A 26,339-nucleotide genomic window follows, 5' to 3' on the forward strand; every position below is an offset into this window, starting at 1 on the left:
CTCGGATGCGGTGGCGAAATGAACGATAGTGTTCGCATAGCCGGCCTGGGCGGTGTCGATCCGCGTGACAACGCACGGGCTGTGCGCACATGGCGTTGGCTCCAGTGGGTGCTGTTCGGCTTCAGCCTGCTCGCCATTCCCGCCTTTTATTTCGAACTGGCCGTTGGCTCGCCTTCGCTTCATCAGGCGGGCCGGGCGCTATACGTATGCATGGTGGCCGGTTTCGTTGCTTCTCTGGGCTGGATGACGCATCTGAGCCGCAAACCCAGGCGGTTTCTCATGCGAAACCGCTGCGACGTTCTGATCGCGGCCGGCGCGGGGGCCAGTGTCGCGTGGGGCGTCTCCACCTGGTCGTCATTCGAGTGGGTTCTGCGCATGCTGTTCATGGGGCTGGTGGCGGTGCGAATAGCGGTATCGCTGCGCGGATTCTTCTCGCCCAACCGATTGCTTCTGTTGCTCGCAGCGGCCGCAGCCCTGCTTGCGTCGGCGGGCGCCGGGTTTTACTGGCTCGAACCAAGCGTGCATACCTATGCCGAGGGTGTCTGGCTCGCGTTCGAAAGCAGCGCGACAGTCGGGTACGGAGACATGGCGCCGACGACCCCGGCATCGCGCGTCTTTGCCGCTTTCGTCGTATTGCTCGGCTACGGTCTGCTATCGCTCGTGTTCGCCAGCATTGCAGCCATCTTCGTCGAACAGGAAGAACGTCTGCTGCGCCGTGAGATGCATCGCGACATCAAGACGTTGCAAGCGGAAATCGCTTCGCTGCGAAGAGAAGTATGCAGCCTGGGCGTCAAAGTGCATGTCGATGAAGATTCCGTCGGACAAGATCGGCCTTCCGGTGCGCGCGACTGATCCATGTGTGCCAGTCCAGCGCGCAGCTAGCCAATGCCTTGACACAAGTCAATTGCCTCATGCCGTTCGCGCCGATGATTCAATCATGCCGCCAGTCGTACGCCGCTACCGCGGAGACCTGACTGCGCAGGGAGAAGAGCTCGACCGCCCACGCACATCCTGCGAATGAATCTGAAGTTCCACAAAAAACGCTGGAATCGGCAGCACCGTCGGACCCTGCCGGCAACGAAGTACTGCCGATCTTCCTGTAGTCGCGAAAGAAGCCGGCCTCACCAGAGAAATCGCGCCATGTATGGGAGAACACTGATGGGTGTCTGCATGCAAATCGTCTATCTCGGCTTTGCCGGGACCTCGCAGATCGAAGGCGAGGCGGCTACGCAACTGGTGCGCCTCGAACGGTTCAGCAAGTCGATCGCGGGTTGCCACCTGGCGATCGAGGCTATTCGTGAACGGCCTAAAGGAGCTGGAACCAGCGCGCCTGCCGCTGACATCCGCAGTCCGGTTTTCGACGCGCGGCTCGACCTGATCATGCGCAACGGGGAGCTCGTGCCGATCGAGCATTGCTTGAACGCCGATCCAGACATAGCGGTACGGGCCGCATTCGATGTCGCTGAGCGGAAACTCGACCGACGCCCGATTTGAACGCGGTGCGAGGCAAGCTTGCGTCCGTTGCGGCGTTGTGCCTGTTTTTTCAACGCTCCATGAGGAGGGAGTCATGTACGCAAATATTCTGGTTTGCCGCCGCGCGTCGTACGCTTGATACACGTCAACCGGCCTCTGAGCGCGTCGCCTACATTGAACGCACTGCTGCCGCGAACACGACTGCGAGATAGCCGTGCGGGGCGTACGCCATTCATCTGGACACGACTGGAGGGGCACCATGACTACTGAAGCCACCACACCGCTTGATGTATATCGAGCGAACCTGGAGCTCGCGCTCCGGATGCTGAGCTGCGGCCACAAAGCCCGGCAACAGGCATGCGAGTTCGCGATGCAGCGCGTCAAACGCGACCTCACCGCAATAAATACCACTCGCGAAGCAGCGGCAGGCGCGCACGACTGGAACGATTTCGGCGAGAGTTGCCAGGTGATGCTGCGCGATTACATCGAGGCCACGACGAATCTCTGGCAACAGGGTTGGGTCTCGGCGCTGCGGCAACAGAGCGCGTACAGCGACGGAATACGCGAAGCGCTCGCGAACTGGCAATCGACGTGGACTGATCAATGGAAGAAAAGCATCGGCATGAATCCCGCGGCGATACCTATGCAGGAATGGACGCAACATTTCGAGCAGGCGCTCGGGGGCGTACTGGAAGGGCGCGCGCCGGTCGCGGTGCCGCCGTTTGCGACGCTCGACGATTCAGCACAGGGAGAACGACATGTCGGCTAAGCGAGTTGCTTTCATCACTGGCGGTATGGGCGGGCTCGGCGCCGCCATCAGCCGGCGCTTGCATGATGCCGGCATGGTTGTCGCCATGTCGCATTCCGAGCGCAACGATCACGTCGCCACGTGGCTCATGCACGAACGCGATGCCGGCCGCCGTTTTCATGCGTACGAGGCGGATGTGACCAGCTTCGAATCGTGCGCGCATTGCGCTGAACGCGTGCTCAAAGAGTTTGGCTCTGTCGACGTGCTCGTCAACAATGCGGGTATCACGCGCGATTCGACCTTCGCCAAGATGAACAAAGACAATTGGGATGCGGTGCTGCGCACCGATCTCGATTCACTGTTCAATATGACCAAGCCGTTACTAAACGGGATGGTCGAGCAAAAGTTCGGACGTATCGTCAACATCGGCTCGGTGAACGGCGCTCGCGGCGCGTTCGGTCAGACCAACTATGCGGCGGCCAAGGCCGGCATTCACGGCTTCACGATGTCGCTTGCGCTGGAGGTCGCAAAACATGGCGTGACGGTCAACACAGTGTCGCCAGGCTATCTGGCGACTGCGATGACCGCCGCGATTCCCAAGGACGTCATGGACGCCAGAATCCTCCCGCAAATACCCGTCGGCCGGCTCGGTCAACCTGACGAGATCGCGGCGCTCGTTGCGTTTCTCTGTTCGGACGACGCGGGTTTCGTCACAGGTGCGGACTTCGCGATTAACGGCGGCATGCATATGCGGTGACAGCCGGAGTTGGCTGGGGTCACACTTTCCGCCGCGCTTTGGACGACGAGTATCGCTTGATACATTTCAATCGTCGCGTCGTCCGTCATCCTGAAGTCTGTCATACAGCAGGTTCGTTTCGATCAACGGAGGCAGTAGATGAAAGCACTTGTTTATCACGGTCCCGGCAAGAAATCGCTCGACGAAAGGCCCGTTCCCACGCTCGCCGCGGCGACCGACGCGATCGTCAAGATGACGCGTACGACGATTTGTGGCACCGATCTTCACATTCTGAAAGGCGATGTGCCGAGCTGTGAGCCGGGGCGCATCCTCGGCCATGAGGGGGTTGGCATCGTGCAGCAGGTCGGCTCGGCGGTGTCGTCGTTCAAGTCGGGCGACCGGGTATTGATTTCATGCATTTCGTCGTGTGGCAAATGCGATTATTGCCGGCGTGGCATGTATTCACACTGCACCACCGGCGGCTGGATTCTCGGCCACAAGATCGACGGCACCCAGGCCGAATATGTGCGCATTCCGCACGCCGACACGAGCCTGTACCCGATTCCCGCCGGCGCCGACGAAGAGGCGCTGGTGATGCTGTCGGACATCCTGCCGACCGGCTTCGAATGTGGTGTTCTGAACGGAGGGTACAGCCCGGCAGCACGGTGGCAATCGTCGGTGCCGGACCGATTGGGCTCGCCGTGCTCCTGACCGCGCAGTTTTATTCGCCTGCGCAGATCCTGATGATCGATCGTGATCCGAACCGCCTTGAAGTGGCGCGCCGATTCGGGGCTACCGGGTGTATCGACATCGGCCGGGCGGATCCGGTCGCCGAAGTCATGAAGTTGACCGAACAAACGGGCGTCGATTGTGCGATCGAGGCGGTCGGCATACCCGCAACGTTCGAGCTGTGCGAAGCGATAGTCGCGCCCGGCGGCGTGATCGCGAATGTCGGCGTGCACGGCGTAAAGGCCGATCTGCACCTCGAAAAGCTTTGGGATCGCAACATCGCGATTACGACGCGCCTTGTCGATACCGTCAGCACGCCGATGCTGCTCAAGACGGTTCGCGCCGGCCGCATAGATCCCGCGAAACTCATTACACACCGTTTCCAACTCTCGGATGTTGTCGGCGCTTACGACACGTTCGGCCGCGCGGCCGAGACGCATGCGCTGAAGGTAATCATCGAGGTCGCGTAGAAAGCGCCCGTTGCGCGGACAGATCCGACGGGCTGTTCCGGAGAGTGGCGAGGCCGGGTGAGCAATGCGGCAGAGCCACTCAATCCAGTCCAAAGTCCATGACGTTCATGGATGAATCAAGGAGGTACACGATGAGCAACTTGACCCGTTTTGACCCGTTTCCGCTCGAACCCATGTCGGAACTATTTCAGGGCCTGTTCCGTCCGCTGCGCGGCGCGGGCGGCGATGCGCCATTGGCCGACATCAAGGTCGACGTAACGGAAAGCGACACGGCATACGCAGTGAAGGCCGAACTGCCGGGCGTCGAAAAAAACGATATCGACGTGAAAATCGACGGCAACCTCGTATCGATCAGCGCCAAGGTGGAACGCGATCAGGAACTGAAGGAGGGCGAGCGCGTGATACGGCGCGAGCGGTATTCCGGCGCGGTCAGCCGGTCGTTTTCGCTCGCGAGCGAGATCGACGAAGCCACGGCGGCTGCGGAGTACAAGGACGGCGTCCTTTCGTTGACGCTGCCCAAGAAGGCGGCGTCCGAGCGCAAGCGTCTGCCGATCGCGTGATTGACCCCGCGCCGGGCTGGTGGCTGCACGTCCGGTGCGCGGCGGCATCTTTGCATGCCATCAAGGAGCGGGCAATGAAATCGGACATGGAACTGAAACGTCAGGTCGAGGACGAGCTGGCGTGGGATCCTGCGGTCGACATCACGGACATCGGCGTCGAGGTGCGCGACCGTGTAGTGACGCTCTCCGGGCACCCGGCCAGCTACGCCGAGAAACTCGCGGCGGAACAGGCGGCACAACGGGTGGCGGGCGTGAAGGCGGTCGTCGTGGAAATGGACGTTCGCCTTCTGCATACAGACGTACGAACCGATGAAGACATCGCCAACGCCGTTCGCACGATCCTGCGCTGGACCGTCGCTCTTTCCGAGGACTCCGTCAAGGTGCAGGTCGAAAAGGGCTGGGTGACATTGAGCGGAGAGGTGGACTGGGCTTATCGGAGCCACGTTGCAATGCGCATCGTCGCGCACATGCGGGGCGTCACGGGTGTGTCGAACATGATCCGGATAGGCGGCGACGCGGCCGCCCAGGATATCGGCGATCAGATTAGCAAGGCATTGCAACGGCACGCCGAACGTGAAGCGAGACACATCGAGATCAAGGTGCACGAAGGTACCGTCACGTTGACCGGCAAGGTCGACTCCGCCGCCGAGCGATCGGCCGCGCGCGGAGCGGCATGGTCGGCGCCGGGCGTGCACGCGGTCGTCGACAATCTGACGATAGGCTGACTTACGCTTCGGGGCCGGGTGCGCTTCTTTGGGGCGGCTTCGGCTTTGCGCGGCGGAAGAAATCAGGAGGCACTCATGGCACTTTCGGGTAACGTCTGCGACAACGATTGGTCAGTGTCGGTGGTAACGCATCAGACGGCTGGCGGCTTCTATTGCGCGATCCAGCTCAGCCACAATTCGCCGGAAGGCGTTTTCCATCACGAGTTCACGCACAGCAGTATTTTCCCGACCGAGCGTGAAGCAGTGCTCGCGGGGTTGCGCGAAGGCATGGTCTGGGTGCACCTCAAGATGTCGAAGACGCTGTCGGTTTAGGGCGGTAAATGGCGTGCGGAAAACACCGCAACCATCGTTCGGACAAGAGGGTTCGTCGCAATGAACGAGGGTCGTGCGGTGTGTTGCGGCTCGCCACCACGGTTGCTATCTCGTGCTGAGCGAGCTGTCGCCATTGCGAGGTTGCACAACACAGACGCACGCCCCTGGTGCGTCGCTGGTTGATCCGCATCAAATGCTGGCGATCGAAGCTGCAAATGAGTCGTCGACGACATCGCGTTCGTGGCCGCCGCCGAGGGTCCTCAGTTGTTTTTTGAGGCTGATGATCCGCTCGTTGACGTATAGTCCCACCATACGTTCCGACGTCCACGGTGAGGAACGAGCATAGGATGACCAGGTTTTGCAGGAAACGATATATGACTGACGCATTTGAACGCCGAGCTCTGTTGATCCACCTCGGAGACGTGCTTGAGGCGATGAACTCCCTGCTAGAGCGCGGTAAGGACCGCGCGATCGTCCGCGAACTGGCGGCAGAAAACGAGTCGCTGGCAGGCCGGCTGCTGCTTATGCAGATAGCGCCGCAGATGACTTCGCGGGAGTTTTTTACGCGGGCTGTCCGTGCGTTTTCCATATGGCCGCAGGCGCTGCTTGATGCCGATCTGGATGAAGAGCGCCTCGTCACTTCAGTTCAAGAAAATCTTTTCCCTGACAACCCGGACGGATGGCTCGCCTATGTCGCCGCCATGCAGACTGAAGTGCCGTGGTTCGGAAAGTACGCTTATTCCGATCGCACACAAGATGAAGCTTCAGCTGGCTTAGCGGCTAACGATCTCGACAGCGCCACGGAAGACCAGGCCGAGCGGACAGTCGATGTCGAACGTAACGGTGCTCAAGCCGAGGTTCGACGAGAAAGCGTTGAAAGCACTGTGCCGATCTATCCTTCATGGCCGTGGAAGACACGGCCCTAGCTCGCTGCAAGCGCGGATCCTATTGCCGGTAATCGGCGTCGGAATGCAGCGCGACGCGCGCCGGTCGCGGGGATGATCCAAGTCAAATCGCAGGACCCCTGCCACGCATAATCTGAAGACATGCGAGGCCAGATCGCTTGCTGATTGCCACGCCGCTTGCACTAGGCACCCTCGAAAGTGCGGTGCGTATGGCAATGGTCCGGCCTCGTAGGGAAACAGGGAATGGACAGTTAAGGAGACTTGTCATGCGTGCATCCGATGTAATGACCAGCAACGTGATATCCGTCATGTCCGACATGACTGTACGCGAAGTTGCGAAGATTTTTGTCGATAAAGGAATCAGCGGCGCGCCGGTTATAGATACGGAAGGCCATGTCGCAGGCATGATCAGCGAAGGCGACTTGCTGCGCCGGGTGGAACTTGGCACAGACGCGCATCGGCGTGCGTCGTGGCTTGAGTTCTTTTCATCGGGCGATGACGCGAGGGACTACATTAAGACGCATGGGCCGAAAGTTCGAGACGTGATGACTGCCGAAGTCGTTTCTGTGAGCGAAGACACGCCTCTGAGCGAAGTAGCCAGCATTCTGGAAACACGGCGTATCAAGCGGGTTCCCGTGACAAGGGCGGGTCAGCTTGTCGGTATCGTGAGCCGTGCCAATCTTGTTCAGGCGTTGGCCAGCATTCCCGAAGAGCCAGTGGCGGATGTGGCCCTCTCGGATGGGGATATCCGTGCGACCCTAATGGGTGAGCTGGCCGGCCATAAGTGGGCCTTCGCCGGACGAAACATTGTCGTGAACGATGGTGTCGTGCATCTGTGGGGTATCTTTCACTCGATGGAAGCAGTCGAGGCAGTTCGCGTCGCGGCAGAAAGTATTCCCGGAGTGAAACGGGTGGAAGACCATACCGAACCTTACCCGGTGATGCCGGGTATATAAAAGATCAAACGCGAAGCGTCTCGATCCGGAGTTTTGTGATTGAATCGCGCGATTCTTGGGGCACAAGATCATGTACCGCAAGATCGCATTGGCCGTCGACGGAAGTGACGCGTCGAAGCGCGCGTTGGGCGAAGCGCTCGACATCGCAGCGCTCGCTCAAGAGCGGCTTCATGCCGTATATATCGACCCATGGTGCGTTTCGCCGTACGGCGGCTATTACGACTCGGACACACTGCACAAAATTGTTTCTCCGTCCGACGATGGGCCGGCAGATTGCGCGATGAGGGCGCCGCGATGGCCGTGGCGCAATGTATCGAGCGCGATTTTGCAACGTGCAGGGCATGGCTAATAGGATTTCAGAGGACCGCTGCTCGGCCGTTGCGGCCATTGCCCCTGCCTCACTCGTGACTGCCAGTGAATGACCGCTTCCGCGTAAAGCCAACGTCCTGCATCGACCTAATGCCGGCCTCGCCCCCGAGACTCACCCTGGTCAGGACGAAGGCGCTCAGCCTCCTAATGCCGGAACGGCGTTCTGCAAGATCGCTTCGATCCTTTTCCATACGTTGTTACTCAGCAGTGTTCGGGGCATTCCGTCTCACGCGCAAAAAGCAGTGTGCAAACACATTTCAGCGAATGCAATCAGAACCTCCAGAAGAGGAAGTGTCGATGCCGTCGCGCATGGACCGTGCGGGGTGGCCAGGTCTCGGGGCCGAACCGCGCATCCGGATCAATGACCCTCGCGCGCAGCGCCATGTCGTAGAACGCGCCCACCATCGGTAAGGCGCTGTGCGCGCCCTCGCCCCAATAGTCGTTGCCGAGCGTCACACGTGCATCGTCGAAACCCACCCATGCGCCTGCAACCAGTTGCGAATGCATCAGGATGAACCAGCTATCCGTGTTGTCCTGCGTCGTGCCCGTCTTGCCGGCCACATCGGCGCGAATCCCGAAGCGCGTCCGGATGCCTGCGCCGGTGCCCCGGTTAACGACGTCGCGCATCACGTCGACGAGCGTTTGCGCGGCGCCAGCGGGCAGTGCCTGTTCCGGCGATGTGCTCGCGAATTCGGCGAGCACCTTGCCGTCGTGATCCTCGATGCGCGTGACCATGCGCGGTTCGAGATAGGCGCCGCGGTTCGCGATCGTGCTGTACGCCGAGACCATTTCCTTGAGCGTGACGGGGCTCGTGCCGAGCGCGAGCGACGGCACCGCTTCGAGCGGACTCTCGCGCACGCCCATCGCACGCGCGAGCTGTGCGACCTTTTCGGGGCCTTCCTTTTGCATGAGCTGGGCGGTGACACGGTTGCGCGAATACACCAGCGCATCGCGCAGCGTCATCGGTCGGCCAGTGGGCGGTTCCGCGTCGCTAGGCCGCCAGCTCGCATGCCCGGTCAGCGGAATGGCGACGTTCCGGTCGACGAACGTATCGTCCGGCCGCGCGCCGTCCGCAAAAGCCGCGCCGTAGACGAACGGCTTGAACGTCGAACCTGGCTGGCGCCGCGCCTGCTGCACGTGATCGAACGGCTCATCACGGAAGTCGCGGCTGCCGACCCATGCCTTGATATCTCCGTTGCGCGGATCGATCGCGACAAACCCCGCCTGGATCTGCGTCTTGCTCCGGCAGAGCGCGCGGACGAACGTGGGGTTCGTGCCGAGCTTCCTGAGCGCGGCCGGATCCGATTGACCAGCATCGCGTGCGGCGCGGTAATCGGGCGTCTGCCGGATGAATGTCTGGAACAGGTCGTTGCCCGGCCAGCAGCCCGTGCGTTCGTTCCATGCGTCGTTTGCGATCGATTGCAACTGGTTCGTCTGCCAGTCCATCGCCTGCGTCGCCATCGCCTGCAGTCGGGAATCGATGGTCGTGCGCACGACCAGCCCGTCGGCATAGATGTTGTAGCCATTGCGATCGGCCCACGCGATCAGCCACTTGCGCAACTGCGCCGAGAAATGAGGCGCGGCGCCCGGTAGCGCGGTCTGCAACTCGAAATCGACGTTGAGCGGTTGTCGCTTCAACCAGCTGTAGGCGTCGGGCTTGAGCTTCCCATACTTGTTCATCTGCCCGAGCACTGTGTTACGCCGCTGCAACGCGCGCTCGGGATTGAGCACAGGGTTGTAGGCACTGTTGGCCTTCAGCATGCCGACGAGCGTCGCGCTTTCGAGGATGTCGAGCTGATCGGCCGATTTGCCGAAGTAGGTGCGTGCGGCCATTTCCACGCCGTAGGCGTTGTACAGGAACGGCACCGTGTTCAGGTACGTCTCGAGGATCTGATCCTTGCTGTACACGGCTTCGATCTTGAACGCCGTGATCGCTTCCTTAAGCTTGCGCGTGAGGGTCGGCGCGCGGCCGATTTCGTCGGGATACAGGTTGCGCGCGAGCTGCTGCGTGATCGTCGAGCCTCCTTGGCGGTCGCCGGAGAACGTATGCAGCGCGGCCGACGCGGTGCGCTTCCAGTCGATGCCGTGATGCTCGTAGAAGCGGCGGTCTTCGGTCGCTATCAGTGCATCCACCATGTACGGCGAGATCTGTTTGAGCGACACCCACTCGCGATTGACCGGCTTGAATTCCTCGAGTAGTTTGCCGTCGGCCGAGAGAATCTGGGCCGGCTGCTCGATTTTCGCCTTGCGGATGTCGCCGATGCTGGGGGTGAACGGGATCAGGGCCAGGACATACACGAGGAAGAGCGCCGGGATGGCGGCGCAGGCCCATGCCGCGCCGCGCAGCGTGGGATGGCGCAGGTGCCATAGGGCCCGGGCGACGGGTTGGTTCGCCAGGGTTAGCCCTTTTTCTAGGGTCTGTAGGAATTTGGGGATCAGGCGCTTCACTCGGGGGTACCGTTCTGCTTAACGAAGGCAGCATCGTATCAAGATGCTGAGGGGGCCTGGTCGGCGGGTTTCGGTTGTGTACCTACGGCGTTGGGCTTTCCTTGATCTGTTTGCCTGCTCGGCGCTTTTTTCTGTGCGCTTACGGTGTTGGCCTTTCCTTGCTTTGTTAGTGGTTTATTAGCGTTCGCCCCTGTGCGGGGCAGGCACTTACTTTCTTTGCCGCCGCAAAGAAAGTAAGCAAAGAAAGCGGCTCCAACCGCTAATTCTTAAGCGGGTCCCCTGGCTTGGAGGAGGTAGTGGTGCATCTGGAATCCGTGCCCTCGCACATTCCGCGTTAGTGACAAAGGGCTCATCAGTTCCCACTCCGCACTGCGTGCGTCGCGGATGGGTATACCTGGCAAACCAGGGGCTTCGGTTCAGCGCAGTGAGGGCCATCGCAAAACGTGAGGGCCAAAACGCAGCGAGCGGTCTTATGGAGTGCTCTTCGGCGCGCGCAGCGCCGCCGGAAGTATGACTGCCTTGTCACCAGGGCTGAATGTGCGAGGGCACGGATTCCAGATGTTCCACTACCGCTACTGTGCGAGAGACCCGCTTAGCAGGGGGTTCGAGCCGCTTTCTTTTGCCTACTTTTCTTTGCGGCAGGCAAAGAAAAGTAGGTGCCTGCCCCGCACAGGGGCGACGCTAATAAACCAATATCAATTCAAGGAAAGGCCAACGCCGCAGGCAAACAGACAAAAAGCGCCGCGAAGGCAAAAAAAACCCATTTCACTACACCTTCTAAGAATCAACCAAATACTTAGTTGCTAGCAACCCAGCCCCTCCCTTACCGTTCTCAAATTGCGCCCGGCGCCCCGCGCCACTCCGCCCCGCATTGGAGAACTCATGCCAGCACCTGAATCGCACCAAAACCCAAATCACCCAACCGCGGACGCGGCTCAACTCTTCGACGAAGACGCCCTAACCCACCGCTTCGCACCCATTTTCGCCCGCATCGCCGAAGGCGCCGTCCACCGCGAACAGAACCGCGAACTTCCCTACGCCCCTGTGGAATGGTTACGCGAAGCCGGCTACACCAAACTGCGCGTGCCAAAGCGCTACGGCGGCGAAGGCGTCACGCTGACAGCATTCCTCGCCTTAGTCACGCGCCTCGGCGAAGCAGACTCGAACCTTCCGCAAATCCTGCGCGTCCACGGCGGCTTCATCGAATCGCTACTGGAAAATGACGACGAACCGCTGCGCGATCGCTGGCTCACGCGTATCGCACAAGGCCAAATCATCGGCGGCGCCGTATCCGACCGCTCCAGCGTCACCAACAACAGCGTGCGCCTCACGCAAACCAACGGCGCGTGGCATCTCGACGGCGAGAAGTACTACACCACCGGCACGCTCTACGCAGACTGGGTCGACGTCACCGCACACGACGGGCAAAGCGACGTGCGCGTACTCGTCAAAAGCGATGCGCCCGGCCTCGCCCGGATCGACGATTGGGATGGCTTCGGGCAGCGTCTCACCGGCAGCGGCACGGCGCGTTTCGAGCACGTGCCGGTCTCGCTCGACAATCTGTACCGCCGGTATAGCGCCGCAGAACCTCGCCGTAACAGTCTGCTTACCGCGTACTACCAGGCGCTGCACGTCGCGAACCTGGCAGGTATCAGCCGCGCGGCGCTGCGCGATGCCGTGGCGTTCACGCAAGGCAAAACGAGAACCTTCGGTATCCCGGGTGAATCGAGCCCGCGCGACAATCCACTGGTCCATCGCGTCGTCGGCCGCCTCGCGAGCCTGGCTTATTCCACACAGAGCATCAGCGCGTCGCTCGCCCGCGCGATCGATGCAGTGTCAGTGGCGCGGCAGGAAGGTCGCACCAACGAGCAAACCTATATTCACCTGGACATCCAGACGTTCCAGGCGCAGCAGATCGTCATCGAGCAGACGCTGCAAGCGGCCACGCTGCTGTTCGAAGTGGGCGGCGCATCGGCAACCAGCGAGACGCGCCGCTTCGATCGCTACTGGCGCAATGCGCGCGTGCTGGCGTCGCACAATCCGGCGATCATCCGCGAAGCTGCAATCGGTGACTTCTATCTGAATGGCAACGCGCATAACGAGCGGTTTGGTGTGGCGAGGCACCCGGCCGCGGAAACACTAGCTGCGGAATCTTGAAGTTCTACTGTGACCGGTGAAGCAGCGGTCGGGGCGCAGCGAAAGGCATTCCGCGCGTGCGCCGCCAGTTCGCGCGATTCGGCGCGGCTGCCAGCGCGTTCAGGTGATCGCCCTCATGTGGCACAGTATCGTCAGACGCATGCGCTACGCTTGCGACACTGGACAGCCCTGACGAGCGACATGAAGAACCTGACTGCCTACGAGCCCCCGGTCGACGAAGACCAGCTTCTGCTGAAGTGGATCCGGCGCGCGCGTGAATCCCAGATGAGCCATTACGACATGGCCGACCTGCTATCGGCGCGAGACCGCAGCGTCGGCTGGCTAGTCACCGCATTGACTGCCTTTGTGGGCACGGCAGTGTTCGCGTCGTTGAGTTCGACCTCCTTCTCGCCGGCGCTCAGGATCTTCGTGGGCTTCGTGAGCGTGGCGGCGGCGGTCTCCGCCGCGCTGCAAACTTTCCTCAGATACGCGGAGCGCGCGGAAAAGCATCGCGCGGCCGGTGCGCGCTATGGCGCTGTGCGACGCAGGCTGGAAGCGATCTTCGCCGGTGACGCCGATGCACGCGACGGCCACTATCTCACCGCAATCCGCGACGAGCTCGACCGGCTCGCTGAAGATTCACCGAACGTGCCGCCGCGCGTCTTCTATCGCACGCAGCGAACCCTTTCCGACGAACCGCGGCGAAGTCGCGATGCATAAGACCCTATTGGCTGGCGTCGCGGAAGAATGTGGGGTCGTCGTAAATGTTCTGTGTCATTTGTAAATGGCATTAACTTCAATTGAAGCAACGGGGCCGCCTGAGGTATATGTGTGGAACCCGGCGGCGTGTCATATGCCCATGCAGTTTCGATAGCAGTGCCCGACCACGGCTCCGGGCAAGCTGGCTGAAGGTCCGGTAGAAGCCGCTTTCCGCCATTTAAGCGTTACTTAAGCGTCGCCTAAGCTTCACTTAAGCGCACCGCCTGCACAATACACGCCGGTGAGAATACCCCTATTCGAGGACATGTCTTTCCATCAGACATTCGAACCACGATATCCCCGCCCGGCCTTCCGGTACTTACATTTCTACGGGCCTTTGCTTCTGCCCGATTATGGTATTGTCCGACCTGCGCTTTAAAGCGCATTGCCACACTCAATCGGGAAGCGCAATCGCTCCCCAAAAAAAAGATTATGGAAGTCCAAAACGCCCGTCGTTGGGCACCACGGGGAACACGCGTCTGGCTCACCGCGGCCGCCGCATTGGCGATCGCCAGTGGCGTGCGCATGTTGCTCCATCCGTTTCTCGGACCGATCATGCCGGGCACCGCGTTCTGTATCGCGGCGGCGCTGGTCGAGTATTTTTGCGGGCTGGCTCCGGCGCTCACGGTCATGCTGCTCGGCATGGGTATTGCCGACTATCTGTTCGTCCCGCCCTACGGAGCCATCGCCGTATTCGATCGCGCCGACCTGGTCCTGCTGATCTCGTATCCGTTGGTGACGCTGCTCGTCATCATGCTGATGGAACGCCTGCGCCGCTCGCAGTTTCGGGCGGAACTGATCGCGTCGGTTGCGCAGTCGCGCTATGAAATGCTGCTGCGTCACGACAACGAACGCTTGCTCGCACGCCGCGCAGTCGACGAAACGCACCGGCTGCTGCGCCATCTTTCGCATCATCACAAGACCTTCATTTTTATTCAGGCGCTCGAGCGCAACGCGCTGCAACCGGCGGACGACGTCAAGCCGCAAGGTGTGCTGCCCCGTCTGCCCAACGAAATTGCGCCAGGCCCGCGCTTTGCCGATGTCGATCCCGAAGACATCCAGCGGCTTAGCAAGGCGCTGTGGCCCGGTAGTCATCGCGTGCGCCTGAAAAGCGGCGATGGCGCGTCGAAGCTGACCGAGTGCGTGTGCGAACGGTTCACCACCCATGCCGGCGAGTTCCTCGTGCTGCGGATCGGGGCCTGATCCATGAGCCAGCCGACGAGTCTCCTCTTACCCGGCGACGATCATGCCGTGCTGATGCTGCACGGCCTGTCGAGCTCGCCGCTCGAATTACGTTTTCTAGCACGCTATCTGAACGCCGAGGGCTTCACCGCCTGCGCACCGGTCTTGCCGGGCTATAGCGCAGGCTCCGAAGAAGCGGCCATGGAACTATGGCTCGAGGCCGCCGTGCGCGAGTACGACGCGCTGGCCGCGCGCTTTGCACGTGTTTCGATCTGCGGGCTGTCGATCGGCGCGGCGTTAGCGCTGGCGCTGGCGCATCGCCGTCCAGCGGCGCAGTCGCTCGTGTTGTTGTCGCTGACGCTCTCATACGACGGCTGGGCGATCCCCTGGTATCGTTTCCTGCTCAACTGGGCGTACTTCACGCCGATGCGCAAACGCTGGCGCTACCGCGAGGAAGCGCCGTTCGGCTTGCGCAACGAAGCGCTCAGAGCGAAGATCGCCCGCGCGATGCAGCGCAGCGACTTCAGCGAAGTCGGTCCGTCGACGATTTCATTGCCGGCCTTGCACCAGGCGAGCCGTCTCGCCGCGAGCGTGCGCACGCAGGTGCGCGACATCAAGACCGATTGCCTGATTGTCCATGCGATCGACGACGAGACGTCGAGCCCCCGCACCGCCCGTTTTGTCGCCGCGAATATCGGCGCTGCCTTCTTACGCACAATCTGGCTGGATGATTCGTATCACATGATTACGTCGGACAACGAGCGCGAAATCGTCGCGCGCGAAACCGCGCTATTTTTGCGCGAGAGCGAAGTTGCCCACAGCGGCGACGACGGCGGCAAGCAGCAGGTCGTCTCGAAGGCCCTGGCGCGGCGCCTCAGGCAACTCGCAGCGCTTGGCAAGGAGCGCGCATGACGGCGCATACCACGCGGAGAAACGACCACCCCGTGCGCGCGACACTGCACACCCCGCTCAGGTTCGGCAAACCCGCACACATGTCACTGCTGTTCGCCGCTGCGCTCGGCCTTTGCACAGCGCGCGCTGCCTACGCGGACGATGCAAGTCCGAACGCGACGACTGACGCGAGCACCGGCGCGGCCACCGACAGCAAATGGAAAATCGGCGTAGGGCCTGGCGTGGTGATCACGCCCAAGTACCCGGGATCGCGACAGTTGAGCGTATTCCCGTTCCCTGCGCTGGACATCTCATACGACGACCGGATTTTCTCGCAGGGCCCTGACGTGCTCGGCGTCAACGTGCTGCGCGGTCCTGCCTATCACGTGGGCGCGGCGTTGAGTTTCGACTTCCAGACGCGCAAGGAGTCCGACGACCCGCGGCTGCATGGACTTGGCAATGTGGATGGCGGGCCGAAACTGAAGCTTTTCGCTGATTACACGTGGTGGGCGTTTACTGGGTCGGTGGCGTTGTACCAGGATATCGCCGGGCATCACCAGGGAACGACGGTCAGCACGGATCTCGTGGCTTCCGCGCCTGTTGGCGGCTGGTTGTTCTCGGTGGGCCCAGGCTTTACCTGGGCGAATGGGACCTATACGCGGACGTTCTTCGGCGTGAACGGGCAGCAGAGCGCTGCGTCAGGATTGCCGACGTATAGCACCAGTGCGGGTGTGCGGGACGTCCATATGAACGCCATGGTGACTTACGACTTTTCCAAACACTGGAATGGGTCGGTTTCCGCTACGTTCGGACGACTGGAGCACGACGCGGCAAATAGCCCGATTACCGAAAAAAGATTCGAGCTCAATACACTCGCTTCGGTGAACTACAAGTTCTAGCTTCTGGCTTCTGGCTTCTGGCTTCTGGCTTCTGGCTTCTGGCTTCTGGCTTCTGGCTTCTGGCTTCTGGCTTCTGGCTTCTGGCTTCTGGCTTCTGGCTTCTGGCTTCTCGCGCGCTTGCAGCGCGCGAGAAGCCAATAACGCTTCAATCCCCCGTGCCAAGCTCTCCAGCTTCGATTCCCAATTCAGCGGCCATGCGCCGTACTACTACCTGAAGCCGGCTCACCTCATTGGCAAGCCGCTTCTGTTCAGCTTTAACCGCCTCGAACGCCGACAGCGGCACAAGCTCATCTTCCCCGTCCGCCGGTGCAAGATCACTTGCGCTGACTTCGCCGCATAGCAGATGCGCCCAGCGATTTTCGCGCTCGCCCGGCGTGCGAGCCAGCTTCACCACCCGCGCCGGATCGTTGGCAGCCAGCTCGTCGAGAAACGCCTCGACTGACGAGATGTCGGCAAATCCATGCAGGCGCGCGCTGTTCAAGCGCAACTCGGCCGCGGTCTGCGGACCGCGCAGCAGCAACGTGGTCAGCAACGCAGCCGACTGACTCGGCAAGCCCAATACCCGATTCATGTTGTGCTCGAAGCGCGGCACGCGACTGCTGCTGCCCTCCATCACCAGGCTCAGGCGCTTCAACCCGTCGATGGCGGTCAGCACCTCGGCTTCGGTCGCATTCATCACGGGTGCGCGGCCGGTCTTCTGATTGCAGCCCAAGGTCAGCGCGTTCAGCGAAAGCGGATAACTGTCCGGCACTGTGTGCTGCTTTTCGACTAGCACGCCGAGCACGCGCCCTTCGAGCAAGGTCAAAGCGCGGATGGAGGGACGGGAAACAGCGTGGGGAGTGGAGTTCATAGAGGATGTCGCGGCATGCGCCGCCGGGTCTCGTGGATGGTGTGCCTTAGCGTTGCACAGCCGGGCGGCGGGTTTTAGTTTGTGGGCACTATGATAAACGCCCCGACCGCTCGCGGTGCACGAATCTCCGCGATGACGGGGCGCGTGCCGAACGCGTCCGCACCCCTCCAGGCACATTTTTGTTTCGTTGACGATTTTCCATATTCGAGATAATTTCTCAGATATGGAAAACACACACGCCGACGACAACGCCATCGACCGCCGCATCGCTCAGCGTCTGCGAGGGCTGCGCGCCGAACGCAACTGGTCACTCGACGATCTCGCAAAGCTCAGCAACGTCAGCCGCGCCACCCTGTCGCGCCTCGAAAACGCCGCCGTGAGCCCCACAGCAAGCGTGCTGGGCAAGCTCTGCGTCGCTTACGGCTTGCCGATGTCGCGCCTCATGCACATGGTCGAAGAAGACTTCGCGCCGCTGGTGCCGCGCGAGGTGCAGGCGGTCTGGACCGACGCGAGTGTCGGCTTCCGGCGCCGTTCGGTGTCGCCACCGGCACAAGCGCTGAACGGCGAGGCGCTGGAATGCGAGCTCGATGCCGGCGTGCGGATCAGTTACGACGCATCGCCGAGAGGCGGCCTCGAACATCATCTGATCCTGCTCGAAGGGCAATTGCAGATCACCGTCGACGGCCGAAGTCACGACCTGCAACCCGGCGACTGTCTGCGCTATCAGCTATTCGGTCCGAGTGCTTTCGTCACGCCCGCGCACAGCGCGGCCCGCTACATCCTTTTCATCGTCTGAGTTCGAGCCACCATGAGCGCGACCACCATCACGACATTTTCCGCCGACGACCTCGTTCGCCATCTGCCCGAACTCGGCGCGCTGCTACGTGCCTGCGTCCACGATGGCGCGAGCGTCGGATTTGTACTGCCGTATAGCGTGGAAGAGAGTGAGGCGTTCTGGAGCGGCAAGGTGCTTCCGTCGCTGCGCGCGGGCGCGCTTGTGCTGTTCGTCGCTCGCCATGGCGAGTCGATCGCCGGCACCGTGCAACTGGATTACGACACGATGCCGAACCAGCGTCATCGCGCCGAGGTCCGCAAGCTGCTGGTCCACCCCGCGTTTCGCCGCCAGGGCATCGCCAAAGCGCTGATGACGGAACTGGAACGCCGTGCGCACCAGTTACAGCGCAGCCTGCTGACGCTCGATACGCGCACCGGCGACAAGGCCGAGCCGCTCTATGCCGCGCTGGGTTATCAGACGGCCGGTGTGATCCCGCAGTTTTGCCGCGACACTGTGGAGGAGCGGTTTGATTCGACCACAATCATGTACAAAACGTTATGAGCGTAACGCCAGCGGGCCGCCCGTGATGCACGCTCAAGGTGAGCGATACGCAGTCAGGAAGCCCGCGATGAAGACTCAGGCGAGTCTTCAAGGTGCGCTTTAACGGCGCGCGTCGAACGCGATCCGCACGGCCAGACCGGCGAGCACGGTACCCATCAGCCAGCGTTGCACCAGCAGCCACATCGGCCGCCCGGCGAGAAACGCGGAGATCGAACCCGCCATGCTCGCAATCAGCGCGTTGATCGTGACGGCGATGACGATCTGCACGCAGCCCAGCGCGATCGACTGCGTGAGTACGCTGCCGTGCTCCGGTGAAATGAATTGCGGCAGCAGCGACAGATACATCACCGCGATCTTCGGATTCGCGAGATTCGTGACGAGGCCCATCGTGAAGAGCTTGCGGCGGCTGTCGTGCGGCAGGTCGCGCACCTGGAACGGCGAGCGGCCGCCGGGCTTGACCGCCTGCCACGCCAGATACAGCAGGTAAAGCGCGCCGCCGAAACGCAGCGCGTCGTACGCGTAAGGCACCGTCAACAGCAGCGCCGTGATACCGAACGCCGCGCAAAACATGTAGAACACGTAGCCGAGCGCGACGCCGCCGAGTGACACAAGCCCTGCGCGCCGCCCCTGGCAGAGCGATCGCGAGATCAGATAAATCATGTTCGGGCCGGGCGTAAGAACCATGCCGAGTGAAACCAGGGCGAAGGCGAGCAGGGTTGTGACAGCGGGCACGGCGGTCTCCTCTGTGAATTGAAGTCGGGCAATGTCGCCAAATATAGCCGATGTCGCGGATTCAAGCCCTCAATCGTGCCGATTGGGCGCTGCATTACAGGAAACACTTGCGGTGAAGTTTTTTGCCCGGTATTGTCGAGCCGTTCTGCAATGCAGCGCGGGAGAGATCGTCAGAGGATTGTGACGACGCCGACGGAGCAACCGCCCCGGAAACTCTCAGGCAAAAGGACCGCGCAGCTGGAACATCTGGAGAGCGGCGCCGTGCGCGCCCACCGAAGGGGATTCCCTGCATACCGCTTGCATCGCGCGCGTATGCTCACGGGGAGAAACTCTCAGGTACATGGACAGATGGGGCATCGACGCCGGTTTCGACACGAAATCGACACCGGTGATGCTCAACTACTCTGGATCATGTCATGTCACGAATCGCCATTATCGGCGGCGGCATTACCGGCGTCACGACTGCTCACGCCCTGGCTCAGCGCGGCCATTACGTCACCGTGTTCGAACGTCATCGCTATGCGGCGATGGAGACTTCGTTCGCCAATGGCGGCCAGTTGTCCGCCAGCAATGCCGAAGTCTGGAACAGCGCTGCCACCGTGCTGAAGGGCTTGCGCTGGATGCTCACGCGCGACGCCCCACTGCTTCTCAATCCGATGCCCACATGGCACAAGTATTCGTGGATGGGCGAATTTCTACGGCAGATTCCGCACTATCGCGCGAATACGGTCGAAACGGTGCGGCTCGCAATTGCCGCGCGTGAGCATCTGTTTTCGATTGCCGAGCGCGAGGGGATCGATTTCGATCTGGAGCGGCGCGGCATTTTGCACATCTACAAGACCCAGAAGGAATTCGACGCGGCGAGCAAGGTGAATGCATTGCTGCGCGAAGGCGGCCTCGACCGCAATCCGGTGACGTCGAGCGAGTTGCACGCGATTGAGCCCACGATAAACGGCGAGTTTTACGGTGGGTTTTTTACGCCTTCCGATTCGACCGGCGACATTCACAAGTTCACGCGCGGCCTCGCGGACGCCTGCGTGCGGCACGGCGTCGAGTTTCACTACGATGCGGAAATTATGTCGATCGAGCAACCGGCTGAGGGGCGGTTCTCGTTAAGCGTGAATCTGGCTGGTGAGCCGCAGCAGTTTGCTTTTGAGCGGATCGTGGTATGTGCCGGCGTGAAGAGCCGCGACTTCGCGGCCATGCTTGGCGATCATGTGAACGTGTACCCGGTTAAGGGGTATTCGATTACCGTTTGTCTCGACGATGAAGTGAGCCAGCAGCGCGCACCGTGGGTGAGTCTGCTCGACGATAGCGCGAAAATTGTCACGAGCCGGCTCGGCGTGGATCGGTTTCGCGTTGCCGGCACGGCGGAGATCAATGGGTTCAATCGGGATATTCGGTCAGACCGGATCGCGCCTTTGGTCGACTGGACTCGACGGTATTTTCCTGAAGTATCGACTTCCAGGGTGATTCCGTGGGCGGGCTTGCGGCCTATGCTGCCGAGTATGTTGCCAAAGGTTGGGCGCGGGAAACGGCGCGGCGTTTTTTATAACACCGGGCATGGGCATTTGGGGTGGACGTTGTCGGCGGCTACGGCGCAGGTTGTGGCTGGTTCTATTCAATAGGTCTTACTTGCCTGCGCGGCGCTTTGTTCGTCTGTATGCCTGCGGCGGTGGCCTTTCCTTGCTATGTTAGTGGTCTATTAGCGTTGCCCCTGTGCGGGGCGGCACTTACTTCTCTTTGCCGGCCGCAAAGAGAAGTAAGCAAGAGAAAGCGGCTCAAACCGCTAATTCTTGAGTGGGTCCCCTGGCTTGGAGGTGGCAGTGGTGCATCTGGAATCGGTGTTCTCGCACATTCGACGTGAGTGACAAAGGCGTCATACTTCCGGCGGCGCTGCGCGCGCCGTCGCGGTTGTTCGTCAAACACGTCGTCGCGATTTCGCGATGAGGTGTGTATCAGCCCGGACCGATTCGCCGATCCCTCGTGAACACCAGCAAATCAATCCCGCCCAGGAGCGCCGCGTAAGCGCCAATTGTCTTGCGCACAGCAGTAGCAAACTTATCCAGCGCCAGCGATTCATTCGCATCCCCCTCCGCCGCGCGTTTTATCAACTGCGTCTCCGGTGCATCAGTATCGATGCTTCTCCACACGCATCAGATACAGCAGCACGCCCGGGTCAAGGTCGCCGCTGCGCGTGCCCACCGGCACGCCGTCGGTCAGCAGCGCGCTGTTAATATTGCGGCGAAAGGCGGTGAAAGATTGGATCGAAGCGAATACTACCGGCAGACGGTCTGCAGTGGCGTAGATGAATGACGAATAAGCGGTCTTTCTCTTCTGCTGTCACCTACCGCATTGCGCGGTAGGTGACAGCAGAGATTTTCGCTACAGTCATCCCCGTGACTTTGAAATTACCCAGACATTTAGGGTTTCAGCAACCTGTAGACCTTCGCCGACCTCCGCCAGGAGAATAGCGTCCAGGCGTTCATCGCTACGACCGCGATAATCCAAACTACGACGCGCGTACTGGCGTCGCCGCTGTGAGCTTCGTTTATCCATTTAAGGTAAAGCAGGGCTGACATCAGGATACCCGCCACAAACCACCAGAAGGAAATCTCGGGTGAATCGACGCCGCAAATCTCGCCCGTAGCGTGGTTTAACCATCCCACGAGTGTTTGCCAGTTATCCGTATCGCGCAGTACCGCCGTCACGACCATGCCGTTTTCAAGTCGAGGCGCGCCGCGCATTTGTACAGCGTACTGACGTTTGCCTGCAACCGTGACGTTAAAGGCTGTTCTGATTGTTCTCCTGCCATATTTGTCTTTCTCGGCGACTATCCCGCCGATGTTTTGAAGCGTGACGGTAGTGGCATGGTAGGTCATGGGCAGATCGTGCGGTAACTGCGTTGATGAACATAGCTGTGTCCGAGAGCGTGAATATACCCCGTGCAGCATCTTGTATTAGTTTGTGATTGACCTATGCACTACGCCGCCACGTCGTGCTCGATTCGACCGTTCTCCCAGGTATTAGCCTGAACTTGATTTGACAGGTAACCGGCGAAGCGTCCCCAAAGGCAAAACCCGCTACATCTGCTAGTGTTGTCCAATTGCTGTCCACTCTAGAGGGAATCTCCATGACTAGATCCCGCTCCGCCGCGCGCGGCAACGCAAGCACGCGCCTCACCGATGAACAGATCGGCGCAGAAGCGACGAGGCGCCTGGCCTGGGATGCCGCCGTGCCCCCAAACGCCCTGCACGTCAAAGTCTCTCACGGACGTATCACCCTGCTCGGCGTACTTCAACTCGACCAGCAACGAGCCGCGGCACTCGAAGACGTCTCCCGCCTGTTCGGTGTTACCGGCGTCTCCGATCTCGCCATCATCAAAGCGAAATTGCCCTAGCCCGCTTCCGCGTGCAACAGCGCCCGGCAATGCCTCGCAATCTGCTTTTCCTCCTCGGTATGAATCACCCTCACCTTCCCCGCCGGATCGCCCTTGGATAGCCCCAAAAACGCGAGCCCCTCGCACACTCGCCTGCGAATCTCCTCACTGTGTTCGCCGATGCCACCCGTGAACACCAGCAAATCGATCCCACCCAGCAACGCCGCATAAGCGCCAATCGTCTTGCGCACAGCAGTAGCAAACGCATCCAGCGCCAGCGACGCATTCGCATCGCCCGCCGCGGCGCGCTTCTCCAGCGCCTGCATGTCGCTCTCGCCATCGGCGTAACCGGCCAGGCCGCTCTGGCGATTCAGCAGCGTCTCCAGCGCGTCGGCATCGAGTTTCTCCACGCGCATCAGATACAGCAGCACGCCCGGGTCGAGATCGCCGCTGCGCGTGCCCATCGGCACGCCACCGGTCGGCGTCAGGCCCATCGATGTATCGACGGATTTGCCGTCCTGCAAGGCACATAAGCTCGACCCGTTACCCAGATGCGCAAACACCGCTCGCGGTGGCAAATCGGCGCCAAGCCGCGTCACCAGCGATTCATACGACAGTCCATGAAAACCGTAGCGAATCACGCCCGCATCCACATAGCGGCGCGGCAACGCAAGCTGCGCCGCGCGTGGCGGCAGCGCAGAATGAAACGCCGTATCGAAGCAGGCGAAATGCTGCGCGTCGCTGAATATCTCTGACGCCTCGTCGATCAATGCCAGGGCCGGCGGAATATGCAAAGGCGCAAAGTGCACGGCGTTCTGCAAACTCTGCCGGACTTCAGGCGTCAATCGCTGATGCGTCCGCAGATGCGGCCCGCCATGCACCACGCGATGCCCAACCGCCGCAGGCCGCTCGTGCTTCTGCTCCGCGAGTACGCGCGCGAGCATCTGCAACGCGTCGGTCTGCGACTCCAGCACATGTTCCTGTTGCACAAGCACGCGGCCGTCGGGCGACTTGATGCGCAAGCTGCCGTCGCCCCGCCCAATACCATCGGCGCTGCCTTCCAGCAGCAATGCTTCGTCACCGCCGGAGTCCGCGGAGTACGCGGAGTACGTAAAGAGGCCGAACTTCAGCGACGACGAACCGCTGTTCAGCACCAGAATCGTCGGTGCCTGCGTCGGGTCGCCGGTCTTCTCATGAGTCTCCATGGCACGCTCCGCTCAGCCTTTCCACGTCCAGTTGCGGATCTCTTCCTTATCGATGCCCTCGGCATGCGCATAAGCAAGATGCTCGATAATCTGGTCACGCAGCCATTCCTTCGTATGGTCGCCGACGCCACGCAGAGCCGGCACGCGATCGATCACGTCGATCGCCAGCGAGAAACGGTCGACCTGGTTGATGATCGCCAGCTCGAGCGGCGTGTTGATGTTGCCTTTCTCGTGATAGCCGTGCACGTGCAGGTTGTCGTGATTGGTGCGGTTGTACGTCAGCTTATGCACCAGCGACGCATACGAATGAAAGTTGAAAATCACCGGCTTGCTGGTCGTGAACAGCGAATCGAAATCGCGGCTGGACAGGCCGTGCGGATGCGCATGCTCAGGCATCAGGCGGAACAGATCGACCACGTTGACGAAACGGATCTTCAACTCGGGAAAACGCTCCTTCAGGATCTGCACGGCGGCGAGCGCTTCCATTGTCGCGATGTCGCCCGCGCAGGCCATCACCACGTCCGGCTCAACCCCTTGATCGGTCGACGCCCAATCCCAGATACCGATGCCCTTGGTGCAATGCGTAACCGCCGATTCCATGTCGAGGTACTGCAGATGCGGCTGCTTGTCGGCGACGATCACATTGACGTAATCGCGCGAACGCAAGCAATGATCGGCGACGCTCAACAGACAATTCGCATCGGGCGGCAAGTAAATACGCACGACGTCCGGGCTTTTGTTGGTAACGACATCGAGAAAACCCGGGTCCTGGTGCGTGAAGCCGTTGTGATCCTGGCGCCATACCAGCGAAGTGATCAGCAGGTTGATCGACGGCACCGGTTGCCGCCAGCCGAGATCGCGCTTTGCTTTCTCCAGCCACTTGGCGTGCTGGTTGAACATCGAATCGATCACGTGGACGAACGCTTCATAGGTGGCGAATAGCCCATGCCGGCCGGTCAGCACGTAACCTTCGAACCAGCCTTCGAGCGTGTGCTCGCTCAGCATCTCCATCACGCGACCGTCCACCGCGAGTTCGCCGCCGTCGGCGTCGCTTGCCATCGTTTCGGCCAGCCAGGTTTTCTCCGAGACCTCGTAGATGGCCGTCAGCTTGTTGCTGGCGGTTTCGTCGGGGCCGAATACGCGGAAGTTCGTCATGTTGTTGCGCATCACGTCGCGCAGAAACGTGCCGAGCACCTCGGTGGGCGACGTGTACGAGCCGCCGGGCTTTTTCACCGCCACCGCGTAGTCGCGGAACGCTGGCAGGTCGAGCGTTTTGCAGAGCAAGCCGCCATTCGCGTGCGGATTGGCGCTGATGCGGCGCGTGCCTTCAGGGGCGAGTTCGCGCAGTTCTTCGACTAGACGCCCTGCTTCGTCGAATAGCGACTCCGGTTCATAACTGCGCAGCCAGCTCTCGACGAGCTTCAGGCTCTCGCTATTGGTGACCGGATCGAGCACCGGCACCTGGTGCGCGCGCCACGAGCCCTCCACTTGATGCCCGTCGACTTCCTTCGGCCCGGTCCAGCCTTTCGGCGAGCGCAGCACGATCATCGGCCAGCGCGGGCGCGTTGCGTCATTGGTCTCGCGTGCATGCTGCTGGATCGCGCGGATTTCGCCGACGCATTGTTCGAGCGTCGCGGCCATCTGTTGATGCATGGTGTCCGGATCGTCACCTTCGACGAAATACGGCTTGTGGCCGTAGCCGGTCAGCAAGGCTTCGAGTTCCTCACGAGGAATTCGCGCGAGGATCGTCGGATTGGCGATCTTGTAGCCGTTCAGATGCAGAACCGGCAGCACCGCGCCATCGCGAATCGGGTTGAGGAATTTGTTCGAATGCCATGAGGTGGCGAGTGGGCCGGTTTCCGCCTCGCCGTCGCCGATCATCACCGCGACGATCAGGTCGGGGTTGTCGAACGCGGCGCCGTAGCCGTGCGACAGGCTATAGCCTAGTTCGCCGCCTTCGTGAATCGAGCCCGGCGTTTCGGGTGTGCAATGCGAACCGATGCCCCCGGGAAACGAGAACTGCCGGAAGAAGCGCCGCATGCCGGCTTCGTCCTCGCTGCGGTCAGGATAGATTTCCGAGTAATGGCCCTCGAGGTAGCAGTGCGCCAGCGTGGCAGGCGCGCCGTGGCCCGGGCCGGCGATATAGATCACGTTCAGATCGAGCTTCCTGATTAGCCGGTTCAAATGCACCAGCAGGAAGCTCTGCCCAGGGTCCGAGCCCCAATGGCCCAACAGGCGGTTCTTGATGTGTTCGGGTTTGAGCGGTTCGCGCAACAGCGGGTTGTCGCGCAGGTAGATCATGCCGGCCGAGAGGTAGTTGCAGGCGCGCCAGTAGCGGTCCATCTTGCGCAACGTATCGGGTTCTAATGTTTTCGGCGGGGTCGGATGGGAGGTTGCTTCGGCCATGGCGTCACTCCTTGGAAAGGACTGTCAGGCAGGTTAGCGGGTGCTGCAGCGGTTGTTCGTGACGCGGCCGATGGAGAAAAACCAGCAATGTCGGCCGCCTTGTCATGCGCATGACATAACGAAGGCGTAGCGA

Annotated in this window: 25 protein-coding genes, 2 pseudogenes and 1 riboswitch; of the genes and pseudogenes, 20 read left to right on the plus strand and 7 right to left on the minus strand. The window is 61.1% G+C overall.

Features of this window, described 5'->3' with window-relative positions; genetic code table 11:
* Window positions 1-18 precede the first annotated feature (18 nt).
* The 11 genes and pseudogenes from GNZ13_RS16605 (at window position 19) to GNZ13_RS16655 (ending at window position 7,963) form a co-directional block, all read left to right on the plus strand.
* Window positions 19-852 carry a potassium channel family protein gene (locus tag GNZ13_RS16605; RefSeq protein ID WP_172166253.1) on the plus strand — a complete coding sequence of 278 codons (834 nt, stop codon included), beginning with the start codon at window positions 19-21 and terminating at the stop codon, window positions 850-852.
* A gap of 306 nt (window positions 853-1,158) precedes the next feature.
* On the plus strand, window positions 1,159-1,494 hold the full coding sequence (locus tag GNZ13_RS16610; protein ID WP_172166382.1) for a hypothetical protein: 336 nt from the start codon (window positions 1,159-1,161) through the stop codon (window positions 1,492-1,494).
* Window positions 1,495-1,732: 238 nt separating this feature from the next.
* Complete coding sequence (locus GNZ13_RS16615) at window positions 1,733-2,242, plus strand: hypothetical protein (protein ID WP_172166256.1); 510 nt, start codon at window positions 1,733-1,735, stop codon at window positions 2,240-2,242.
* Window positions 2,232-2,978 (plus strand): beta-ketoacyl-ACP reductase, encoded by a 747-nt coding sequence (locus GNZ13_RS16620; RefSeq protein ID WP_172166259.1) that lies wholly within the window; start codon window positions 2,232-2,234, stop codon window positions 2,976-2,978. Before GNZ13_RS16615 ends, GNZ13_RS16620 begins: the two co-directional genes overlap by 11 nt.
* Window positions 2,979-3,116: 138 nt before the next feature.
* Window positions 3,117-4,156: pseudogene (locus GNZ13_RS16625) on the plus strand (zinc-dependent alcohol dehydrogenase family protein).
* A 131-nt stretch (window positions 4,157-4,287) separates the two neighbouring features.
* Window positions 4,288-4,716, plus strand: a complete 429-nt coding sequence (locus tag GNZ13_RS16630; RefSeq protein ID WP_172166262.1) for an Hsp20/alpha crystallin family protein — start codon at window positions 4,288-4,290, stop codon at window positions 4,714-4,716.
* A gap of 74 nt (window positions 4,717-4,790) precedes the next feature.
* Window positions 4,791-5,441 (plus strand): BON domain-containing protein, encoded by a 651-nt coding sequence (locus GNZ13_RS16635; RefSeq protein ID WP_172166265.1) that lies wholly within the window; start codon window positions 4,791-4,793, stop codon window positions 5,439-5,441.
* A gap of 75 nt (window positions 5,442-5,516) precedes the next feature.
* Complete coding sequence (locus tag GNZ13_RS16640) at window positions 5,517-5,753, plus strand: UDP-glucose 4-epimerase (protein ID WP_172166267.1); 237 nt, start codon at window positions 5,517-5,519, stop codon at window positions 5,751-5,753.
* 374 nt (window positions 5,754-6,127) lie between these two features.
* A complete protein-coding gene (locus tag GNZ13_RS16645; RefSeq protein ID WP_172166269.1) occupies window positions 6,128-6,679 on the plus strand; it encodes a hypothetical protein in 552 nt (183 codons plus the stop codon).
* Between the two features lie 245 nt (window positions 6,680-6,924).
* The gene (locus GNZ13_RS16650; protein ID WP_172166271.1) at window positions 6,925-7,614 is read left to right on the plus strand and encodes a CBS domain-containing protein; all 690 of its coding nucleotides are present in this window, start codon (window positions 6,925-6,927) and stop codon (window positions 7,612-7,614) included.
* A 70-nt stretch (window positions 7,615-7,684) separates the two neighbouring features.
* Window positions 7,685-7,963 (plus strand): universal stress protein, encoded by a 279-nt coding sequence (locus tag GNZ13_RS16655; protein WP_172166273.1) that lies wholly within the window; start codon window positions 7,685-7,687, stop codon window positions 7,961-7,963.
* A 290-nt stretch (window positions 7,964-8,253) separates the two neighbouring features.
* On the opposite strand, the gene GNZ13_RS16660 is transcribed toward GNZ13_RS16655, so the two are convergent.
* The gene (locus GNZ13_RS16660; protein WP_216674882.1) at window positions 8,254-10,380 is read right to left on the minus strand and encodes a penicillin-binding protein 1A; all 2,127 of its coding nucleotides are present in this window, start codon (window positions 10,378-10,380) and stop codon (window positions 8,254-8,256) included.
* A 933-nt stretch (window positions 10,381-11,313) separates the two neighbouring features.
* On the opposite strand from GNZ13_RS16660, the gene GNZ13_RS16665 reads away from it, so the two are divergent.
* The 5 genes from GNZ13_RS16665 (at window position 11,314) to GNZ13_RS16685 (ending at window position 16,298) form a co-directional block, all read left to right on the plus strand.
* Window positions 11,314-12,588, plus strand: a complete 1,275-nt coding sequence (locus GNZ13_RS16665) for an acyl-CoA dehydrogenase family protein (protein ID WP_172166277.1) — start codon at window positions 11,314-11,316, stop codon at window positions 12,586-12,588.
* Window positions 12,589-12,768: 180 nt separating this feature from the next.
* Window positions 12,769-13,287: an SLATT domain-containing protein gene (locus GNZ13_RS16670; RefSeq protein WP_172166279.1), complete on the plus strand. Its 519-nt coding sequence runs from the start codon at window positions 12,769-12,771 to the stop codon at window positions 13,285-13,287.
* A 471-nt stretch (window positions 13,288-13,758) separates the two neighbouring features.
* Complete coding sequence (locus tag GNZ13_RS16675; RefSeq protein WP_172166281.1) at window positions 13,759-14,529, plus strand: DUF4118 domain-containing protein; 771 nt, start codon at window positions 13,759-13,761, stop codon at window positions 14,527-14,529.
* A 3-nt stretch (window positions 14,530-14,532) separates the two neighbouring features.
* Window positions 14,533-15,420: an alpha/beta hydrolase gene (locus tag GNZ13_RS16680; protein ID WP_172166284.1), complete on the plus strand. Its 888-nt coding sequence runs from the start codon at window positions 14,533-14,535 to the stop codon at window positions 15,418-15,420.
* 80 nt (window positions 15,421-15,500) lie between these two features.
* Window positions 15,501-16,298: a MipA/OmpV family protein gene (locus GNZ13_RS16685; RefSeq protein WP_172166384.1), complete on the plus strand. Its 798-nt coding sequence runs from the start codon at window positions 15,501-15,503 to the stop codon at window positions 16,296-16,298.
* Window positions 16,299-16,443: 145 nt separating this feature from the next.
* Here GNZ13_RS16685 and GNZ13_RS16690 read toward each other — a convergent pair whose 3' ends face one another.
* A complete protein-coding gene (locus GNZ13_RS16690) occupies window positions 16,444-17,148 on the minus strand; it encodes a YceH family protein (RefSeq protein WP_172166287.1) in 705 nt (234 codons plus the stop codon).
* A gap of 223 nt (window positions 17,149-17,371) precedes the next feature.
* Here GNZ13_RS16690 and GNZ13_RS16695 point away from each other — a divergent pair, with 223 nt between their 5' ends.
* Together GNZ13_RS16695 and GNZ13_RS16700 are read left to right on the plus strand one after the other, a co-directional pair.
* Entirely contained in the window at window positions 17,372-17,944 is a 573-nt protein-coding gene (locus GNZ13_RS16695) for a helix-turn-helix domain-containing protein (protein ID WP_172166290.1), read from the plus strand.
* Window positions 17,945-17,956: 12 nt separating this feature from the next.
* The gene (locus GNZ13_RS16700; protein WP_172166293.1) at window positions 17,957-18,484 is read left to right on the plus strand and encodes a GNAT family N-acetyltransferase; all 528 of its coding nucleotides are present in this window, start codon (window positions 17,957-17,959) and stop codon (window positions 18,482-18,484) included.
* Between the two features lie 99 nt (window positions 18,485-18,583).
* Here the strand turns inward: GNZ13_RS16700 and GNZ13_RS16705 are convergent, their stop codons facing one another.
* Window positions 18,584-19,216, minus strand: coding sequence for a LysE family translocator (locus GNZ13_RS16705; RefSeq protein ID WP_172166296.1), 633 nt, complete (start codon window positions 19,214-19,216; stop codon window positions 18,584-18,586).
* Between the two features lie 148 nt (window positions 19,217-19,364).
* Window positions 19,365-19,458, plus strand: a riboswitch (glycine riboswitch).
* Between the two features lie 174 nt (window positions 19,459-19,632).
* Between GNZ13_RS16705 and GNZ13_RS16710 the strand changes: the two genes are divergently transcribed.
* Window positions 19,633-20,844, plus strand: coding sequence for a D-amino acid dehydrogenase (locus tag GNZ13_RS16710; protein WP_172166299.1), 1,212 nt, complete (start codon window positions 19,633-19,635; stop codon window positions 20,842-20,844).
* Between the two features lie 357 nt (window positions 20,845-21,201).
* On the opposite strand, the pseudogene GNZ13_RS16715 reads toward GNZ13_RS16710, so the two are convergent.
* Together GNZ13_RS16715 and GNZ13_RS16720 are read right to left on the minus strand one after the other, a co-directional pair.
* Window positions 21,202-21,436, minus strand: a pseudogene (locus GNZ13_RS16715) (acetate kinase); the annotation flags it as partial.
* Between the two features lie 203 nt (window positions 21,437-21,639).
* A complete protein-coding gene (locus tag GNZ13_RS16720; RefSeq protein WP_172166302.1) occupies window positions 21,640-22,098 on the minus strand; it encodes a hypothetical protein in 459 nt (152 codons plus the stop codon).
* A 251-nt stretch (window positions 22,099-22,349) separates the two neighbouring features.
* Between GNZ13_RS16720 and GNZ13_RS16725 the strand changes: the two genes are divergently transcribed.
* The gene (locus GNZ13_RS16725; RefSeq protein WP_172166305.1) at window positions 22,350-22,616 is read left to right on the plus strand and encodes a BON domain-containing protein; all 267 of its coding nucleotides are present in this window, start codon (window positions 22,350-22,352) and stop codon (window positions 22,614-22,616) included.
* Here the strand turns inward: GNZ13_RS16725 and GNZ13_RS16730 are convergent.
* Together GNZ13_RS16730 and GNZ13_RS16735 are read right to left on the minus strand one after the other, a co-directional pair.
* The gene (locus GNZ13_RS16730) at window positions 22,613-23,800 is read right to left on the minus strand and encodes an acetate/propionate family kinase (protein ID WP_172166308.1); all 1,188 of its coding nucleotides are present in this window, start codon (window positions 23,798-23,800) and stop codon (window positions 22,613-22,615) included. The two genes, GNZ13_RS16725 and GNZ13_RS16730, sit on opposite strands and share 4 nt — an antisense overlap.
* A gap of 12 nt (window positions 23,801-23,812) precedes the next feature.
* Window positions 23,813-26,206: a phosphoketolase family protein gene (locus GNZ13_RS16735; protein ID WP_172166311.1), complete on the minus strand. Its 2,394-nt coding sequence runs from the start codon at window positions 26,204-26,206 to the stop codon at window positions 23,813-23,815.
* Window positions 26,207-26,339: the final 133 nt, after the last annotated feature.

The sequence above is a fragment of the Paraburkholderia elongata genome (genome assembly GCF_013177735.1).
Classification (GTDB): Bacteria; Pseudomonadota; Gammaproteobacteria; order Burkholderiales; family Burkholderiaceae; genus Paraburkholderia; species Paraburkholderia elongata.

What these genes read in the sequence shown, in the direction of transcription:
- GNZ13_RS16605 (WP_172166253.1), top strand. Translation starts at nt 19, where the DNA reads ATGAACGATAGTGTTCGCATAGCCGGCCTGGGCGGTGTCGATCCGCGT.
- GNZ13_RS16610 (WP_172166382.1), top strand. Translation starts at nt 1,159, where the DNA reads ATGGGTGTCTGCATGCAAATCGTCTATCTCGGCTTTGCCGGGACCTCG.
- GNZ13_RS16615 (WP_172166256.1), top strand. Translation starts at nt 1,733, where the DNA reads ATGACTACTGAAGCCACCACACCGCTTGATGTATATCGAGCGAACCTG.
- GNZ13_RS16620 (WP_172166259.1), top strand. Translation starts at nt 2,232, where the DNA reads ATGTCGGCTAAGCGAGTTGCTTTCATCACTGGCGGTATGGGCGGGCTC.
- GNZ13_RS16630 (WP_172166262.1), top strand. Translation starts at nt 4,288, where the DNA reads ATGAGCAACTTGACCCGTTTTGACCCGTTTCCGCTCGAACCCATGTCG.
- GNZ13_RS16635 (WP_172166265.1), top strand. Translation starts at nt 4,791, where the DNA reads ATGAAATCGGACATGGAACTGAAACGTCAGGTCGAGGACGAGCTGGCG.
- GNZ13_RS16640 (WP_172166267.1), top strand. Translation starts at nt 5,517, where the DNA reads ATGGCACTTTCGGGTAACGTCTGCGACAACGATTGGTCAGTGTCGGTG.
- GNZ13_RS16645 (WP_172166269.1), top strand. Translation starts at nt 6,128, where the DNA reads ATGACTGACGCATTTGAACGCCGAGCTCTGTTGATCCACCTCGGAGAC.
- GNZ13_RS16650 (WP_172166271.1), top strand. Translation starts at nt 6,925, where the DNA reads ATGCGTGCATCCGATGTAATGACCAGCAACGTGATATCCGTCATGTCC.
- GNZ13_RS16655 (WP_172166273.1), top strand. Translation starts at nt 7,685, where the DNA reads ATGTACCGCAAGATCGCATTGGCCGTCGACGGAAGTGACGCGTCGAAG.
- GNZ13_RS16665 (WP_172166277.1), top strand. Translation starts at nt 11,314, where the DNA reads ATGCCAGCACCTGAATCGCACCAAAACCCAAATCACCCAACCGCGGAC.
- GNZ13_RS16670 (WP_172166279.1), top strand. Translation starts at nt 12,769, where the DNA reads ATGAAGAACCTGACTGCCTACGAGCCCCCGGTCGACGAAGACCAGCTT.
- GNZ13_RS16675 (WP_172166281.1), top strand. Translation starts at nt 13,759, where the DNA reads ATGGAAGTCCAAAACGCCCGTCGTTGGGCACCACGGGGAACACGCGTC.
- GNZ13_RS16680 (WP_172166284.1), top strand. Translation starts at nt 14,533, where the DNA reads ATGAGCCAGCCGACGAGTCTCCTCTTACCCGGCGACGATCATGCCGTG.
- GNZ13_RS16685 (WP_172166384.1), top strand. Translation starts at nt 15,501, where the DNA reads ATGTCACTGCTGTTCGCCGCTGCGCTCGGCCTTTGCACAGCGCGCGCT.
- GNZ13_RS16690 (WP_172166287.1), bottom strand. Translation starts at nt 17,148, where the DNA reads ATGAACTCCACTCCCCACGCTGTTTCCCGTCCCTCCATCCGCGCTTTG.
- GNZ13_RS16695 (WP_172166290.1), top strand. Translation starts at nt 17,372, where the DNA reads ATGGAAAACACACACGCCGACGACAACGCCATCGACCGCCGCATCGCT.
- GNZ13_RS16700 (WP_172166293.1), top strand. Translation starts at nt 17,957, where the DNA reads ATGAGCGCGACCACCATCACGACATTTTCCGCCGACGACCTCGTTCGC.
- GNZ13_RS16710 (WP_172166299.1), top strand. Translation starts at nt 19,633, where the DNA reads ATGTCACGAATCGCCATTATCGGCGGCGGCATTACCGGCGTCACGACT.
- GNZ13_RS16720 (WP_172166302.1), bottom strand. Translation starts at nt 22,098, where the DNA reads ATGACCTACCATGCCACTACCGTCACGCTTCAAAACATCGGCGGGATA.
- GNZ13_RS16725 (WP_172166305.1), top strand. Translation starts at nt 22,350, where the DNA reads ATGACTAGATCCCGCTCCGCCGCGCGCGGCAACGCAAGCACGCGCCTC.
- GNZ13_RS16730 (WP_172166308.1), bottom strand. Translation starts at nt 23,800, where the DNA reads ATGGAGACTCATGAGAAGACCGGCGACCCGACGCAGGCACCGACGATT.
- GNZ13_RS16735 (WP_172166311.1), bottom strand. Translation starts at nt 26,206, where the DNA reads ATGGCCGAAGCAACCTCCCATCCGACCCCGCCGAAAACATTAGAACCC.